Here is a 15,478-nt window from a genome sequence, read left to right as displayed (position 1 = left end):
AGAAATTGTGTTTCTATTTTTTAAAATGGTATAATAGAAAAAGAAAAAGGGAGGTGAGAAAGAATGATTGCCCAACTGGATACGAAAACTGTCTATAGTTTCATGGAGAGTATGGTTTCAATCAAGAGATATGTCAGCCTTGGGAAGGAATATGGCTATTCATCGCTTGGAATCATGGATGAAGACAATCTCTATGGAGCCTATTATTTCATCAAAGAGTGCCAAAAACAGGGGATCCAGCCTTTACTGGGTCTTGAGATGACAGTTTATCATAAAGAAGAAGTGCTCAATCTACGTTTTCTAGCCCTCTCAAACCATGGTTATCGAAACCTGATGAAGCTGTCGTCTTTAAAGATGACAGGTAAAAAAGAATGGGCTGATTTCTCTTCCTATCTTGAAGATATTTGTGTCATTGTTCCTTACTATCCTGAAGTTGATTCCTTGGACTTAGGGCATGACTACTATATCGGAGTGTATCCAGATACACCTCAATTGAATGTTTCTCACCCCATTCTCCCTCTTTATCGTGTTAACTCTTTCGAATCTGAGGATTTAGAAGCTCTCCAGATGCTTAAAGCGATTAAAGAGAACGTGACCTTGAGAGAGGTTGATGTTCAATCTCAACAGGGCTTGTTTTTGCCTGCAGAACGTCTTGAACAGGTTTTTCTAGAGAAGTTCCCAATCGCACTGGATAATCTTGAAAGATTGGTCAAGGATACTTCCTACGAGATTGATAGTAGTCTCAAGCTTCCACGTTTCAATCCAGAGAGACCTGCTGTTGAAGAACTTCGGGAAAGAGCTATCAAGGGCTTGGAACAGAAAGGATTATGGAATCAGGTTTATCAGGTTCGTTTAGAAGAAGAACTGTCTGTGATTCATGATATGGGATTCGATGACTATTTCTTGGTTGTTTGGGATCTCTTACGTTTTGGCCGTTCTCAAGGTTATTATATGGGGATGGGACGCGGATCCGCAGTTGGAAGTTTAGTAGCCTACGCCCTAGATATCACTGGAATTGATCCTGTAGCTAAGAATCTTATCTTTGAACGCTTCTTGAATCGTGAACGCTACACCATGCCAGATATCGATATTGATATTCCAGATATCTATCGTCCAGAGTTTATTCGCTATGTTCGTGATCGTTATGGTAGTATCCATGCTGCGCAGATTGTCACTTACTCGACCTTTGGAGCCAAGCAAGCCATCCGAGATGTCTTCAAACGTTATGGCGTGCCTGAGTATGAGTTGACAGCTATTACAAAAAAAATAGGTTCTAAAGATACTCTAACGACAGCCTATGAAGGGAATCTAGGTTTTAGACAACTCATTCAAAGTAAGATTGAGTACCAAAAGGCCTTCTCTATTGCTAAAAAGATAGAAGGCTATCCACGACAAACTTCTATCCATGCTGCTGGAGTCGTTATTAGTGACAAAAATCTAACAGATTACATTCCTCTCAAGTATGGGGAAGATATGCTCATTACCCAGTATGATGCTCATGGCGTTGAAGGAAATGGCCTGCTCAAGATGGATTTCTTGGGTCTACGCAACTTAACCTTTGCTCAAAAAATGCAAGAGCTCTTATTTGAAACTCAAGGGATTTCACTAAAAATTGAGGATATTGATCTTGAGGATAAGGCAACCTTAGCCCTCTTCGCAGCTGGTAAGACCAAGGGGATCTTTCAGTTTGAGCAGCCTGGAGCTATACGCTTATTGAAACGAGTGAAGCCACAAAATTTTGAAGAAGTAGTGGCGACGACCTCCTTGAACCGACCAGGTGCGAGCGATTATATCGATAACTTTGTAGCCAGAAAACACGGCAAAGAAAAAGTGACAGTTCTTGACCCAGTCTTAGAAGATATCTTAGCCCCAACTTATGGTATCATGCTTTATCAAGAACAGGTGATGCAGGTAGCTCAGCGTTATGCTGGCTTTAGCCTTGGGAAAGCCGATATTTTGCGTCGTGCCATGGGGAAAAAGAATGCTGCAGAGATGCATCGGATGGAGGAGAGTTTTATCCAAGGTGCACTCGAAAAAGGGTATGGAAAAGAACAGGCTCAAGAAGTCTTTGCTGTCATGGAGAAATTTGCTGGTTATGGTTTTAACCGTTCGCATGCTTATGCTTATGCAGCTTTAGCTTTTCAGCTTGCTTATTTCAAAACACATTACCCATCAATTTTCTACCAAGTGATGTTGAACTATGCGAGTGGAGATTATATTTTCGATGCGCTTGAAATGGGCTTTGAATTAGCCCCGCTTTCTATCAATACGATTCCATTTCAAGATAAGTTAGCAGATAAGACAATTCATTTAGGTCTTAAGAGCATTAAGGGAATGCCTCGTGATTTTGCCTATTGGATTATAGAGAATCGTCCATTTTCTAGTGTTGAAGATTTTATCACCCGATTGCCCAAAAATTATCAAAAGGAGAGTTTATTAAATCCTCTGGTAGAAGTTGGTTTGTTTGATAACTTTGAGAAAAATCGTCAAAAAATCTTAACCAACCTACTAACTCTATTTATCTTTGTAGAAGAGTTAGGTAGCCTCTTTGCAGATTCTAGCTATAGTTGGACAGATACAGAGGATTTTTCAAATATTGAGAAATTTCAAAAAGAGCAGGAATGGTTAGGAGTTGGAATCAGCCAACACCCATTGATATCCCTAGCAAAGAATCCTTTGTATCCAATTGTGAGTCTATCTGAACTTTCCGAAGGTCAGACAGCTACAGTGCTCGTTGAGATACAATCCATTCGTGTGATCCGAACTAAAAAAGGTGAAAACATGGCCTTTTTGAAAGTCAGTGATAGTAAAACAAATCTGGAGGTTACTGTTTTTTCGAATCAGTATCGCCAATTTAAAAATCTCTTACACGAAGGTAGTTTCTATTATCTAAACGGAAAAGTTCAGGCTAGGGACGGACGTCTTCAATTAGTTTTGAATAATCTAAAAGAGGCAGTGAGTGAACGTTTTTGGATTCAAGTTGCCAATCATGATCACGACTCTGAAATTTATCATATTTTAGAACAATATAAGGGACAAATCCCTGTTGTCATTCGATATGAAAATGAACAAAAAAATGTTCTTTTGCCTGGTTATATGGTTACAAAAGATACGAGCTTACAAGAATCTTTAAAACAAATTGTCATGAAAACGATTTATCGTTAAAAATCAATGAAAATAAAAGAATTTTAACTTTAAATATGGTATAATCAGTTAGAATGTTAAAAGAAAAAGGAGCAAAACCAAATGAAACGTATTGCTGTTTTGACTAGTGGTGGGGACGCCCCCGGTATGAATGCTGCCATTCGTGCAGTTGTTCGTCAAGCAATCTCAGAAGGAATGGAAGTTTTTGGTATCTATGATGGATATGCTGGTATGGTTGCTGGTGAAATTTATCCACTTGATGCTGCTTCAGTAGGAGACATCATTTCACGTGGTGGTACTTTCCTTCACTCTGCTCGTTACCCTGAGTTTGCGAAACTCGAAGGTCAACTTAAAGGGATTGAGCAATTGAAAAAACACGGTATCGAAGGTGTCGTAGTTATTGGTGGTGATGGTTCTTATCATGGAGCTATGCGCTTGACTGAGCATGGATTCCCTGCTATTGGACTTCCTGGAACAATCGATAACGATATCGTAGGTACTGACTTTACAATCGGATTTGATACTGCAGTAACAACTGCTATGGATGCAATCGATAAGATTCGTGATACATCATCAAGTCACCGTCGTACTTTTGTTGTTGAAGTAATGGGACGTAACGCTGGTGATATTGCTCTTTGGGCAGGTATCGCAACAGGTGCTGACGAAATCATCATTCCTGAAGAAGGCTTCAAGATGGAAGACATCGTAGCAAGTATCAAAGCTGGATATGAACACGGTAAAAAACACAACATTATCGTTTTAGCAGAAGGTGTTATGTCAGCGGCTGAATTTGGTCAAAAACTAAAAGAAGCTGGAGATACAAGCGACCTTCGTGTAACCGAACTTGGTCATATCCAACGTGGTGGCTCACCAACTGCTCGTGACCGTGTATTGGCTTCACGCATGGGTGCACACGCTGTTAAACTCCTTAAGCAAGGAATCGGTGGTGTCGCTGTGGGTATCCGAAACGAAAAAATGGTTGAAAATCCAATTCTTGGTACAGCAGAAGAGGGAGCTTTGTTTAGCCTAACAGCTGACGGTAAGATTGTTGTCAACAATCCTCACAAGGCTGACTTAGAACTAGCCAAATTGAATAAGAGCTTGTCCTAATTTACTTTCATTAACTTAGTTAATCAGACCTAAAAGGTCTAAAAAATAAAGGAGTTTCATAATCATGAACAAACGTGTAAAAATCGTTGCAACTTTAGGTCCTGCGGTTGAAATCCGCGGTGGTAAAAAATTCGGTGAAGACGGATATTGGGGTGAAAAGCTTGATGTTGAAGCATCAGCAAAAAACATTGCTCAATTGATTGAAGCAGGAGCTAACACTTTCCGTTTCAACTTCTCACACGGTGACCACCAAGAACAAGGTGAACGTATGGCAACTGTAAAACTTGCTGAAAAACTTGCAGGTAAAAAAGTTGGTTTCCTTCTTGATACAAAGGGACCAGAAATTCGTACTGAATTGTTTGAAGGTGAAGCTAAAGAATATTCATACAAAACTGGTGAAACAATCCGTGTTGCAACTAAACAAGGTATCAAATCAACTCGTGATGTCATTGCATTGAACGTAGCTGGTGCACTTGATATTTTTGATGATGTTGAAGTTGGTCATCAAGTATTGGTTGATGATGGTAAGCTTGGTCTTCGCGTTGTTGAAAAAGATGCTGCTAACCGTGAATTTGTTGTTAAAGTTGAAAACGATGGTATCATTGCTAAACAAAAAGGTGTTAACATCCCTAACACTAAAATTCCTTTCCCAGCCCTTGCTGAACGCGATAACGATGATATTCGTTTTGGTCTTGAACAAGGTATCAACTTCATCGCGATCTCATTCGTACGTACTGCTAAAGACGTGAACGAAGTTCGTGCAATCTGTGAAGAAACTGGTAACGGTCACGTTCAATTGTTCGCTAAAATCGAAAACCAACAAGGTATCGATAACTTGGATGAAATCATTGAAGCTGCTGACGGTATCATGATCGCTCGTGGTGACATGGGTATCGAAGTACCATTCGAAATGGTTCCAGTTTACCAAAAAATGATCATCACAAAAGTGAATGCTGCTGGTAAAGTTGTTATCACTGCAACAAACATGCTTGAAACAATGACTGAAAAACCACGTGCAACTCGTTCAGAAGTATCAGACGTATTTAACGCTGTTATCGACGGAACTGACGCGACTATGCTTTCAGGTGAGTCAGCAAACGGTAAATACCCACTTGAGTCTGTCCGTACAATGGCAACAATCGACAAGAACGCTCAAACTCTTCTTAATGAATACGGACGTTTGAACTCAGATTCATTTGAACGTAACTCTAAAACAGAAGTTATGGCTTCAGCAGTTAAAGACGCTACAAACTCAATGGATATTAAATTGGTTGTAACGTTGACTAAGACTGGTCATACAGCACGTTTGATCTCTAAATACCGTCCAAATGCTGACATCTTGGCATTGACATTTGACGAATTGACAGAACGTGGTTTGATGTTGAACTGGGGTGTTATCCCAATGTTGACAGAAGCTCCATCATCAACTGATGACATGTTTGAAATTGCTGAACGTAAAGCAGTTGAAGCAGGCCTTGTACAATCTGGTGACGACATCGTTATCGTTGCAGGTGTGCCACTTGGAGAAGCAGTTCGTACTAACACAATGCGTATCCGCACAGTACGTTAATCTGACATTAAAAACCTATCATATCAAGCTTTCCAGCTTGTGTGATAGGTCTTTTTTTGTTTCATAAGGTCCAGAACCCCATTCGTTTAGGACAAGAAAAAACTCTCTGGAAAACCAGAGAGTGTGAGAGGCATCTCCATGAGAGAAACTGGTTCACACAATTTCTCAAGGTCCGCTCCTGCGTTATGACCTCCTTTGCGCAATTGTAGCTTTCGCTACATATCGACTCATCGCAGCCTTTATTTTACTATAGAGACCAATACTTTGTCAAGAAAAAAACAGCTCCTTAAATAGGAACTGATGAATGATGCTAATTGCCGGGATCGAACCGGCGACCTCATCCTTACCATGGATGCGCTCTGCCTACTGAGCTAAATCAGCTTACTTTGAAAGTATACTATAGATTGAAGCTTTTGTCAATATGCTAATTAGTAGCTTAACTCATTGGAAAAGCCCAAGTAAGAAACTTGAGCTTGTGGAGATTCGATTATTGTAATTGCTCTCTCTTTTTATCTGGATTCCAAACAAAACTTGCAACAAAGGTAAAGAGGATTGTCAGAATTCCGATTACAATTGCGAGGATCAAGGCCGGGATACGGATGAGCCACCACAGTGGGTTTGGTTTTTTATTGTTGTGCCACTCTTTTGTTTCCTCATCCAGGCGTTGAAACTCAGATTGGATGCGATCTGCAACCATCTCAATTCCCTCATCATTCATCTTTTTAATGTCTGAGATATCAATAGGATTTCCAAAATTCATATCAATTCGCTCGCGGCTGATGAGTCCTTTTAGAGTCATAGGTCCAGTATAAGTAACTGGCACAATACGAACCTTAGCCATTTTCGCAATCAGAGCAACACCACCCTTAACATCGTTGGAATGGCGACTACCACTTGGGAACATAATCAGTGAGCGATTGCTCTTTTTAAGGACATTGATTGGATATTTGATGGCAGAAGAACTTGGATTTTCACGATCGATAGGGAAGGCACCGCACATACGAATCCACCACCCAAAGATACGATTTGCAAAGAGTTCTTTTTTTGCCATAAAAACAAATTGTTTTGGTTTGGTTGCAAAAGCCATGTAGACGGGGTCCCACCAAGTACGATGAGGGGCAACAAGGATATAATTCTCATCCATACTTGGAATTTTATCAGTATTGTGAAAGTGAGCATTTCCATTGATTGACCATAGAATCAACATAACCAACCCACGTAGATAAGTATAAAACATGGTGTCTCCTTCAGTTTTCTTTCTTTTATTATACCTTATCATAGTAGGACAGGCAAATGTTTTTTGTAAAGGCTGAAAAGCTCTTTATTTGAAATTAGAATTATTCACAAAAAAATGATATGATAGAATTTATGGATAAAAATAAAATTATGGGCTTAAGCCAATCAGAAGTTAAAGATCGTCAGAAACAGGGACAGGTCAATGATTTCAAAGCTTCAGCTAGTACCAGTACCTGGCAGATAGTGAAGAGAAATGTCTTTACTTTATTTAATGCTTTAAATTTTGCCATTGCCCTAGCTCTCGCCTTTGTTCAAGCTTGGAGCAACCTAGTTTTCTTTGCAGTTATCTGTTTTAATGCTTTTTCAGGAATTGTGACTGAGCTACGTGCGAAACATATGGTTGACAAACTCAACCTCTTGAATATAGAAAAGATTACGACAATTCGTGATGGACAAGAGATAGCTTTGGATCCCGAAGAACTTGTTTTAGACGATGTGATTCGTTTATCAGCAGGAGATCAGATCCCAAGTGATGCCATTGTCTTAGAAGGTTTTGCCGAAGTCAACGAAGCCATGCTAACGGGTGAAAGTGACTTGGTTCAAAAGGAAGTTGAAGACTTAATGATGTCAGGTAGCTTTCTTGTCAGTGGTTCCGTCTTTGCCAAGGTCAAACATGTGGGGGCGGACAACTACGCAGCTAAGCTCATGCTTGAAGCCAAAACGGTGAAGCCAATCAACTCACGTATCATGAAATCGCTAGACCAACTAGCTGGCTTTACTGGGAAAATCATTATTCCTTTTGGAATTGCTCTCTTGCTTGAAGCCTTGGTCTTAAAAGGTTTGCCACTGAAATCTTCTGTAGTCAATTCATCTACAGCTCTTTTGGGGATGTTGCCTAAAGGAATTGCGCTCTTGACTATCACCTCTCTCTTAACCGCTGTTATCAAGCTTGGTTTGAAGAAGGTTTTAGTACAAGAAATGTATTCTGTTGAAACCTTGGCGCGCGTGGATATGCTCTGTCTGGATAAGACAGGGACCATCACTCAAGGGAAGATGCAGCTTGAGACTGTCCTTCCTCTTACTCAAACTTACGATAAGGATGCCATTGCCAAAATACTAACTAGTTATATGGCACACAGTGGGGATAAAAATCCAACAGCTCAAGCTATCCGAACGCGTTTTGTGGGAGAGGTAGCTTATCCGATGATTTCAAGTCTTCCATTTTCTAGTGATCGAAAATGGGGAGCAATGGAATTGGAAGGTCTTGGAACTGTTTTCCTAGGAGCACCTGAAATGTTGTTAGAGGTTGAAGTTCCTGAAGCTAGAGAAGCTCTTGAACGAGGATCTCGTGTTCTGGTTCTGGCCCTCAGTCAAGAAAAACTTGACCATCAAAAACCGCATAAGCCATCTGATATTCAAGCCTTGGCTCTACTTGAGATTCTAGATCCAATCCGAGAAGGGGCTGCTGAAACTTTAGACTATCTTCGTTCTCAAGAAGTGGGATTGAAAATTATCTCTGGTGATAATCCAGTCACTGTTTCAAGTATCGCTCAAAAAGCAGGTTTTGCAGACTATCACAGCTATGTAGATTGCTCGAAGATTACCGATGAAGAATTGATAGCCATGACTGAGGAAACAGCTATTTTCGGACGTGTTTCCCCTCATCAAAAGAAACTGATTATCCAAACTCTGAAAAAAGCAGGTCATACCACTGCAATGACAGGGGATGGTGTCAATGATATTCTAGCTCTCCGTGAGGCAGATTGTTCCATTGTGATGGCTGAAGGAGACCCAGCGACTCGTCAGATTGCAAATCTGGTCCTCTTGAATTCAGATTTCAATGATGTTCCTGAGATTCTCTTTGAAGGTCGTCGTGTGGTCAATAACATTGCCCACATTGCTCCGATTTTCTTGATCAAGACCATCTATTCCTTCTTGCTAGCAGTCATCTGTATTGCCAGTGCTTTGTTGGGTCGTACTGAATGGATTTTGATTTTCCCATTCATTCCTATTCAGATTACCATGATTGACCAGTTTGTGGAAGGATTCCCACCGTTTGTATTGACTTTTGAGAGAAATATCAAACCTGTAGAACATAACTTCCTCAGAAAATCCATGCTTCGTGCTTTACCAAGCGCCTTGATGGTAGTCTTTAGCGTTTTGTTTATTAAAATTTTTGGAACCATTCAAGGCTGGACAGCCATTGAAATTTCGACACTTTTGTATTATCTATTGGCATCAATTGGTTTCATGTCTGTAGTGAGAGCTTGCTTGCCATTTACCCTTTGGCGGGTTCTCTTGATTGTTTGGTCAGTTGGGGGCTTCCTTGGAACAGCTCTATTTCCAAGAATTCAAAAACTGCTTGAAATTTCAACCCTTACGGCACAAACGCTACCTGTCTATGTCGTCATGATGTTCATTTTTATTGTGATTTTCATCCTGACAAGTCGTTATCAAATGAGAAAATAAAGAAAGACTGCAATCGATGGTTGCAGTCTTTTTTAGGTGCAGGATTGCTAGATAAAATATGGTATAATAAAGGGAAATAGAGTTTTTGAAAGTGAGAGAATATGATTTCAAAGAGATTAGAAACGGTAGCTTCCTTTGTACCACAAGGAGCCGTTTTGCTAGATGTGGGGAGTGACCATGCTTATCTACCGATTGAATTAGTTGAAAAAGGTCACATCGAGCGTGCCATTGCAGGTGAAGTTGTAGTAGGTCCCTACCAATCTGCGGTAAAAAACGTTGAAAGTCACGGATTGTCTGATAAAATCCAGGTTCGCTTGGCTAATGGCTTGGCAGCTTTCGAAGAAAGTGATCAGGTCTCTGTTATCACTATTGCAGGAATGGGTGGTCGTTTGATCGCTTCTATTTTAGAAGAGGGATTTGACAAACTAGCTCATGTTGAGCGTTTGATTCTCCAACCCAATAATCGTGAGGACGACTTGCGTAGTTGGCTACAAGACCACGGTTTTCAAATTATCGCAGAAAGCATCCTAGAAGAAGCTGGCAAATTTTATGAGATTCTAGTAGTGGAAGCGGGACAAATGAACTTGTCAGCAAGAGACACCCGTTTTGGTCCTTTCTTATCCAAAGAAGTCAGTCCAGTATTTGTTCAGAAATGGCAAAAAGAAGCTTCTAAGCTCGAGTTTGCCCTAGGCCAAATTCCAGAAAAAAATCAGGAGGAACGTCAAGTTCTAGTAGATAAAATTCAAGCTATCAAGGAGGTGCTCCATGCAAGCAAGTGAAGTGATTAAACGTTATGAAATTTTTTGTCCCCAAAAATTTTCTATGGAGGGTGAAAATCGTGGTCTGCAGATTGGAACTTTGGACAAGGATATCCAAAAAGTTATGGTTGCCCTTGATATTCGTGAAGAAACAGTGGCTGAAGCTATTGAAAATGATGTTGATTTGATTATCGTTAAGCACGCGCCAATTTTCCGCCCAATCAAGGACTTGGTAGCCGATCGACCTCAAAATCAGATTTATATCGATCTCATCAAGCATGATATAGCAGTCTACGTTAGTCATACTAATATTGATATTGTTGAGAATGGTCTTAATGACTGGTTCTGCCAGATGCTAGGTATTGAGGATACAACTTATTTGCAGGAAACAGGTCCTGAACGAGGGATTGGACGCATTGGTAACATCCAATCTCAAACTTTTGAAGAATTTGCTAAGGTTGTCAAAGAAGTCTTTGCTCTCGATAGTTTACGAATGGTCTATTATCAAGATAGCGATTTAAGAAAGCAAATTTCAAGGGTTGCTATTTGTGGTGGTAGTGGGCAATCTTTCTATCCTGATGCCTTAGCTAAAGGTGCTGATGTCTATATTACTGGTGATATCTACTACCACACAGCTCAGGACATGCTATCAGACGGCTTGTTGGCTCTGGATCCTGGGCATTATATTGAGGTGCTCTTTATTGAAAAAATTGCAACGCTTCTGAACGAATGGAAGAAAGAGAACGCTTGGTCGCTAGAGGTTATCGCAAGTCAAGCATCCACAAATCCATTTCATCATATCTAGATAGAAGGTAAAGAAAATGAGAAAGGTTGCCATTGTAGGGGCAGGAATTGTAGGGGCGACAGCTGCCTACTATCTCTCCAAAGAATCTGATATGGAAGTAACTGTCTTTGACCATGGACATGGCCAGGCGACCAAGGCAGCAGCAGGAATTATCAGTCCCTGGTTTTCCAAACGTCGCAATAAAGCCTGGTACAAGATGGCGCGCTTGGGAGCAGATTTCTATGTGGATTTATTAGCTGACTTAGAGAGAATCGGTCAAAAAGTTGATTTTTATCAGCAATCCGGGGTCTTTCTCCTTAAAAAAGACGACTCCAAACTAGAGGAACTCTATCAACTGGCTCTGCAACGTAGAGATGAATCTCCCTTAATTGGAGAATTAGCCATCTTAGACCAAGCGACTGCAAGTAACTTATTTCCAGGTATAGAGGGATTTGAGAGATTGCTCTATGCTTCTGGTGGAGCTCGAGTGGATGGGCAACTGTTAGTCAGTCGCTTACTTGAAGCCAGTCAGGTTAAGGTTATAAAGAAAAAGGTTAGTTTAAGACCTCTAGTATTGGGTTATCAGATAGACAATCAAATTTTTGACAAAGTTATCTTGTCAACTGGTGCTTGGCTCGGTCATTTATTAGAGCCCTTAGGTTATGAAGTTGATGTTCGCCCACAAAAAGGACAACTCCGGGATTATCAGGTTGATTTAGACATGGCATCTTATCCCGTCGTTATGCCTGAGGGAGAATGGGATTTGATTCCTTTTGCTGGTGGGAAATTGTCCTTAGGTGCTACACATGAAAATGACATGGGATTTGACCTAGAAGTTGATGAAAGGTTGCTCCATCAAATGGCTGAAGAAGCAAGTCCATTTTATCCAAGTTTAAAAGATGCAATGATTAGTGGCGAACGCGTGGGAATTCGTGCCTACACTAGTGACTTCTCTCCGTTTTTTGGACAGGTGCCAGGATTGGAAGGTGTTTATGCAGCCAGCGGTCTAGGGTCATCAGGACTCACAACTGGTCCTATTATCGGTTATCATCTGGCTCAAATGCTTCAAGGGAGAAGTGGAGTATTGGATCCAGCGGATTATCCGACTGAAAGATATATTAAAAAGAAATAATCGTAAACTTTTTACCTAGTTTTTACGATAGGGTTAGGATAGCAAATGACTTTCCCTATCAAAAATGGTAAAATGAAAAAAATAATTCAAGAATAGAGGAAATAAGATGCAAGAAAAGATTTTGGTAACAGGTGGAGCAGGTTTTATCGGAACTCACACTGTCATTGAACTGGTCCAAGCTGGACATCAGGTTGTTGTGGTAGATAATTTGGTTAACAGTAGCCGTAAAAGCCTAGAAGTAGTGGAAAGAATCACAGGAGTAGAAATTCCTTTCTACGAAGCTGATATCCGAGATACGGATACACTTCGCGATATTTTCAAACATGAAGAACCAACAGGTGTGATCCATTTTGCTGGTTTGAAGGCAGTTGGTGAGTCCACTCGTATCCCTCTTGCCTACTATGATAACAATATTGCCGGTACAGTTAGCCTTTTAAAAGCAATGGAAGAAAATAACTGCAAAAATATTATCTTCAGCTCTTCAGCAACGGTGTATGGAGATCCACATACTGTTCCAATCCTAGAAGATTTCCCACTTTCAGCTACCAACCCTTATGGCCGTACCAAGCTTATGCTGGAAGAAATCTTGACAGATATCTATAAAGCAGATTCAGAGTGGAACGTTGTTTTGCTTCGTTACTTCAACCCAATTGGAGCGCATGAGAGTGGAGACCTAGGAGAAAATCCAAACGGCATTCCAAACAACCTTCTACCGTATGTAACACAAGTCGCAGTTGGTAAGTTAGAACAAGTACAAGTCTTCGGTGATGACTATGATACAGAAGATGGAACAGGTGTTCGTGACTATATCCACGTTGTTGACTTAGCCAAAGGACACGTTGCAGCCCTTAAGAAGCTTCAAAAAGGCTCAGGACTCAATGTTTATAACCTTGGTACTGGGAAAGGCTACTCTGTTCTTGAAATTATTCAAAATATGGAAAAAGCTGTTGGACGCCCGATTCCTTACCGTATCGTTGAACGTCGCCCTGGTGATATCGCAGCTTGTTACTCAGACCCAGCAAAAGCTAAGGAAGAGCTCGGATGGGAAGCAGGACTTGGTATTACAGAAATGTGTGAGGATGCATGGCGTTGGCAAAGTAAGCATCCAAATGGATTTGAAGACTAATCGTTTGATTAAACAAAAAAAGAGGAAGTAATTCCTCTTTTTTTATAACTTTATATGTGGTTGAAATAAAAAAATTGATTAGTGCTTAAGTGATAGAAAAATGTCTTAAAAGAACGGTTTATTTATTATTGAAATGCTGGAACAAATAAAAGTGAAATTGTATAAAAATAGCTAGCAAAAGACTATAATTTTCTAGAAAAATATGCTAAACTAGAGAGAGTAGAAAATAGAAATCTATGTTCCACTAAATGTTAAGATTCATCTATAATCAGAGCACGAGTAGGGCAATTTTTAACGGCTTCTAAAATGTCGTCCTTGCAAGTAATTTCTCGCTCTAATTGCTCAGATTCATCGTAAAAACGGACAATACCATTATCATGGTAGTCAAATAAATCTGAATAAGTTTGGCAGAGCCCACAAGCGATGCAGCGTTCAGGTATAAGTCTAATCTTCATATTTATATTGTAATAAGAAACTAAAAAAAACTCAAGGAGTAAGGTATGGAAAAGGAACCGTGGCAAGAAGATATTTATGAAAATCAAGAAGAGGAATCAAGATCAGAGCGTCGTCAACGAAACAAAAAAGGATCAGGTGTCGTTGCGAATCGTATTTTAACTGTTTTAGCTATTCTTTTCTTTGTCATTGTTGTTGGTATGGTAGTTGTCTTAGTCTACTTATCATCAGGTGGAAGCGACCGCACTTCAGCTCTGAAAGATTTTTATGATTCTTCAGCTCCAAAAGTAGAAGAAGTTACAACAGTGGCTACTACTACTCAGTCAACAGAGACAACTGAAGCAGAAACAAACCAACAAGAGCATACAGAGGCACATACTGACTCTGAAGGAACAATCACAGTTTTACCAGGAGAGGGTGAAGCAGCGATTGCAGCTCGTGCTGGAATCTCTATTGCTCAACTGGAAGCCTTGAATCCTGGTCATATGTCTTCAGGAACTTGGTTTGCAAATCCTGGTGATGTCCTTAAGACAAGATAGGAGTGACAATGAAAACAATTCAGATTGCTATTGATGGACCAGCTTCAAGTGGTAAAAGTACAGTAGCAAAGATCATTGCTAAGGACTTTGGCTATACTTATCTGGATACGGGCGCTATGTATCGCGCTGCGACTTATATGGCCTTGAAAAACCAAATAAGTCCAGAAGAACCTTCTCAACTCCTTGAATTATTGGAGCAATATCCAATTAGCTTTGGACGTGCTGAAAATGGAGAGCAGCTTGTTTTCGTTGGAGATGTTGAGGTGACAAATCCAATCCGAGAAAATGAAGTAACAAACGCTGTTTCTGCCTTTGCCGCTATTCCAGCTGTTCGAGAGAAACTGGTTGCCCTCCAGCAAGAGATTGCTAAACAAGGTGGTATTGTTATGGATGGGCGCGATATTGGTACTGTGGTCTTGCCTCAGGCTGAATTGAAGATTTTTCTAGTAGCATCTGTAGATGAGCGTGCAGAGCGTCGTTACAAGGAAAATCTTTCAAAGGGAATTGAAACCGATTTGGAAACTTTGAAAGAAGAGATTGCTGCGCGTGATTATAAAGATAGTCATCGTGAAACTTCGCCCCTTAAACAAGCTGAAGATGCAATCTATTTGGATACAACAGGTCTTTCTATTCTAGAAGTTGTTGAAAAAATCAAATCAGAAGCTCAAAAACGTTTATAAGAAACTTTAAAACGATTAACCAATTTTTGGTTAATCGTTTTTTATCATGATTTGTCAAATAGTCTGTTTTAAGGTATAATAGTTGCTGTTAAAGAAAATTTGACATTCAAATAATCATAAATTTTTTAAGGAGATAACATGAATCATTTACCAAATTGCCCAAAATGTAATTCAGAATATGTATATGAAGATGGCGCACTTCTAGTTTGTCCAGAATGTGCTTACGAGTGGAATCCTGCTGAGCAAGCAGAAGCAGAAGAAGGCATTGTTGCCATCGATGCTAATGGAAACAAACTAGCTGATGGAGATACAGTGACTTTGATCAAGGACCTTAAGGTCAAAGGTGCTCCTAAAGACCTCAAACAAGGAACTCGTGTGAAAAACATCCGTATTGTTGAAGGTGACCACAACATTGACTGTAAGATTGATGGTTTTGGCGCTATGAAACTTAAATCAGAATTTGTGAAGAAGATTTAA

The 15,478-nt window shown here is 40.1% G+C and carries 13 protein-coding genes and 1 tRNA gene; 11 read left to right on the top strand and 3 right to left on the bottom strand.

The genetic code is table 11. The features are described from left to right. Positions 1 to 63: 63 nt before the first annotated feature. The 3 genes from AC3E9F_RS07865 (at position 64) to pyk (ending at position 5,824) form a co-directional block, all read left to right on the top strand. Positions 64 to 3,165 carry a DNA polymerase III subunit alpha gene (locus AC3E9F_RS07865; protein WP_263393375.1) on the top strand — a complete coding sequence of 1,034 codons (3,102 nt, stop codon included), beginning with the start codon at positions 64 to 66 and terminating at the stop codon, positions 3,163 to 3,165. An 81-nt stretch (positions 3,166 to 3,246) separates the two neighbouring features. Beyond that, complete coding sequence (gene pfkA / locus AC3E9F_RS07860; protein WP_263393376.1) at positions 3,247 to 4,254, top strand: 6-phosphofructokinase; 1,008 nt, start codon at positions 3,247 to 3,249, stop codon at positions 4,252 to 4,254. A 64-nt stretch (positions 4,255 to 4,318) separates the two neighbouring features. Next, positions 4,319 to 5,824, top strand: coding sequence for a pyruvate kinase (gene pyk / locus AC3E9F_RS07855; protein ID WP_263393377.1), 1,506 nt, complete (start codon positions 4,319 to 4,321; stop codon positions 5,822 to 5,824). 308 nt (positions 5,825 to 6,132) lie between these two features. On the opposite strand, the gene AC3E9F_RS07850 is transcribed toward pyk, so the two are convergent. Together AC3E9F_RS07850 and AC3E9F_RS07845 are read right to left on the bottom strand one after the other, a co-directional pair. Further along, positions 6,133 to 6,205: transfer RNA gene (locus AC3E9F_RS07850), tRNA-Thr, on the bottom strand. Positions 6,206 to 6,311: 106 nt separating this feature from the next. Then, complete coding sequence (locus AC3E9F_RS07845; protein ID WP_317852495.1) at positions 6,312 to 7,061, bottom strand: lysophospholipid acyltransferase family protein; 750 nt, start codon at positions 7,059 to 7,061, stop codon at positions 6,312 to 6,314. A 131-nt stretch (positions 7,062 to 7,192) separates the two neighbouring features. Here AC3E9F_RS07845 and AC3E9F_RS07840 point away from each other — a divergent pair, with 131 nt between their 5' ends. The 5 genes from AC3E9F_RS07840 to galE all read left to right on the top strand — a co-directional run bounded on the left by AC3E9F_RS07840 (position 7,193) and on the right by galE (position 13,329). Continuing rightward, positions 7,193 to 9,529, top strand: coding sequence for a cation-translocating P-type ATPase (locus tag AC3E9F_RS07840; RefSeq protein ID WP_263393379.1), 2,337 nt, complete (start codon positions 7,193 to 7,195; stop codon positions 9,527 to 9,529). Between the two features lie 101 nt (positions 9,530 to 9,630). Then, a complete protein-coding gene (locus tag AC3E9F_RS07835) occupies positions 9,631 to 10,308 on the top strand; it encodes a tRNA (adenine(22)-N(1))-methyltransferase (RefSeq protein WP_263393380.1) in 678 nt (225 codons plus the stop codon). Further along, positions 10,295 to 11,092 (top strand): Nif3-like dinuclear metal center hexameric protein, encoded by a 798-nt coding sequence (locus AC3E9F_RS07830; protein WP_490672983.1) that lies wholly within the window; start codon positions 10,295 to 10,297, stop codon positions 11,090 to 11,092. Before AC3E9F_RS07835 ends, AC3E9F_RS07830 begins: the two co-directional genes overlap by 14 nt. Before the next feature lie 16 nt (positions 11,093 to 11,108). Continuing rightward, positions 11,109 to 12,203, top strand: a complete 1,095-nt coding sequence (locus AC3E9F_RS07825) for an NAD(P)/FAD-dependent oxidoreductase (RefSeq protein WP_263393382.1) — start codon at positions 11,109 to 11,111, stop codon at positions 12,201 to 12,203. A 106-nt stretch (positions 12,204 to 12,309) separates the two neighbouring features. Then, entirely contained in the window at positions 12,310 to 13,329 is a 1,020-nt protein-coding gene (galE, locus tag AC3E9F_RS07820; RefSeq protein WP_214261673.1) for a UDP-glucose 4-epimerase GalE, read from the top strand. Between the two features lie 251 nt (positions 13,330 to 13,580). Here galE and AC3E9F_RS07815 read toward each other — a convergent pair whose 3' ends face one another. Further along, positions 13,581 to 13,784 (bottom strand): ferredoxin, encoded by a 204-nt coding sequence (locus AC3E9F_RS07815; protein WP_263393383.1) that lies wholly within the window; start codon positions 13,782 to 13,784, stop codon positions 13,581 to 13,583. A 45-nt stretch (positions 13,785 to 13,829) separates the two neighbouring features. Between AC3E9F_RS07815 and AC3E9F_RS07810 the strand changes: the two genes are divergently transcribed. The 3 genes from AC3E9F_RS07810 (at position 13,830) to AC3E9F_RS07800 (ending at position 15,478) form a co-directional block, all read left to right on the top strand. After that, entirely contained in the window at positions 13,830 to 14,321 is a 492-nt protein-coding gene (locus AC3E9F_RS07810) for an SAG1386/EF1546 family surface-associated protein (RefSeq protein WP_214261675.1), read from the top strand. 8 nt (positions 14,322 to 14,329) lie between these two features. Next, complete coding sequence (gene cmk, locus AC3E9F_RS07805) at positions 14,330 to 15,001, top strand: (d)CMP kinase (protein ID WP_214261676.1); 672 nt, start codon at positions 14,330 to 14,332, stop codon at positions 14,999 to 15,001. A gap of 138 nt (positions 15,002 to 15,139) precedes the next feature. After that, positions 15,140 to 15,478: a zinc ribbon domain-containing protein YjdM gene (locus tag AC3E9F_RS07800; protein ID WP_263393384.1), complete on the top strand. Its 339-nt coding sequence runs from the start codon at positions 15,140 to 15,142 to the stop codon at positions 15,476 to 15,478.

This window comes from Streptococcus sp. SCPM-O-B-15277 (M60), assembly GCF_058200335.1.
The sequence above is the reverse complement of the archived record's forward strand: the minus strand, read 5'-3'. Positions and strand labels throughout refer to the sequence as shown.

Coding starts and splice junctions, on each gene's coding strand:
- AC3E9F_RS07865 (WP_263393375.1), top strand. CDS start 64: ATGATTGCCCAACTGGATACGAAAACTGTCTATAGTTTCATGGAGAGT.
- pfkA (WP_263393376.1), top strand. CDS start 3,247: ATGAAACGTATTGCTGTTTTGACTAGTGGTGGGGACGCCCCCGGTATG.
- pyk (WP_263393377.1), top strand. CDS start 4,319: ATGAACAAACGTGTAAAAATCGTTGCAACTTTAGGTCCTGCGGTTGAA.
- AC3E9F_RS07845 (WP_317852495.1), bottom strand. CDS start 7,061: ATGTTTTATACTTATCTACGTGGGTTGGTTATGTTGATTCTATGGTCA.
- AC3E9F_RS07840 (WP_263393379.1), top strand. CDS start 7,193: ATGGATAAAAATAAAATTATGGGCTTAAGCCAATCAGAAGTTAAAGAT.
- AC3E9F_RS07835 (WP_263393380.1), top strand. CDS start 9,631: ATGATTTCAAAGAGATTAGAAACGGTAGCTTCCTTTGTACCACAAGGA.
- AC3E9F_RS07830 (WP_490672983.1), top strand. CDS start 10,295: ATGCAAGCAAGTGAAGTGATTAAACGTTATGAAATTTTTTGTCCCCAA.
- AC3E9F_RS07825 (WP_263393382.1), top strand. CDS start 11,109: ATGAGAAAGGTTGCCATTGTAGGGGCAGGAATTGTAGGGGCGACAGCT.
- galE (WP_214261673.1), top strand. CDS start 12,310: ATGCAAGAAAAGATTTTGGTAACAGGTGGAGCAGGTTTTATCGGAACT.
- AC3E9F_RS07815 (WP_263393383.1), bottom strand. CDS start 13,784: ATGAAGATTAGACTTATACCTGAACGCTGCATCGCTTGTGGGCTCTGC.
- AC3E9F_RS07810 (WP_214261675.1), top strand. CDS start 13,830: ATGGAAAAGGAACCGTGGCAAGAAGATATTTATGAAAATCAAGAAGAG.
- cmk (WP_214261676.1), top strand. CDS start 14,330: ATGAAAACAATTCAGATTGCTATTGATGGACCAGCTTCAAGTGGTAAA.
- AC3E9F_RS07800 (WP_263393384.1), top strand. CDS start 15,140: ATGAATCATTTACCAAATTGCCCAAAATGTAATTCAGAATATGTATAT.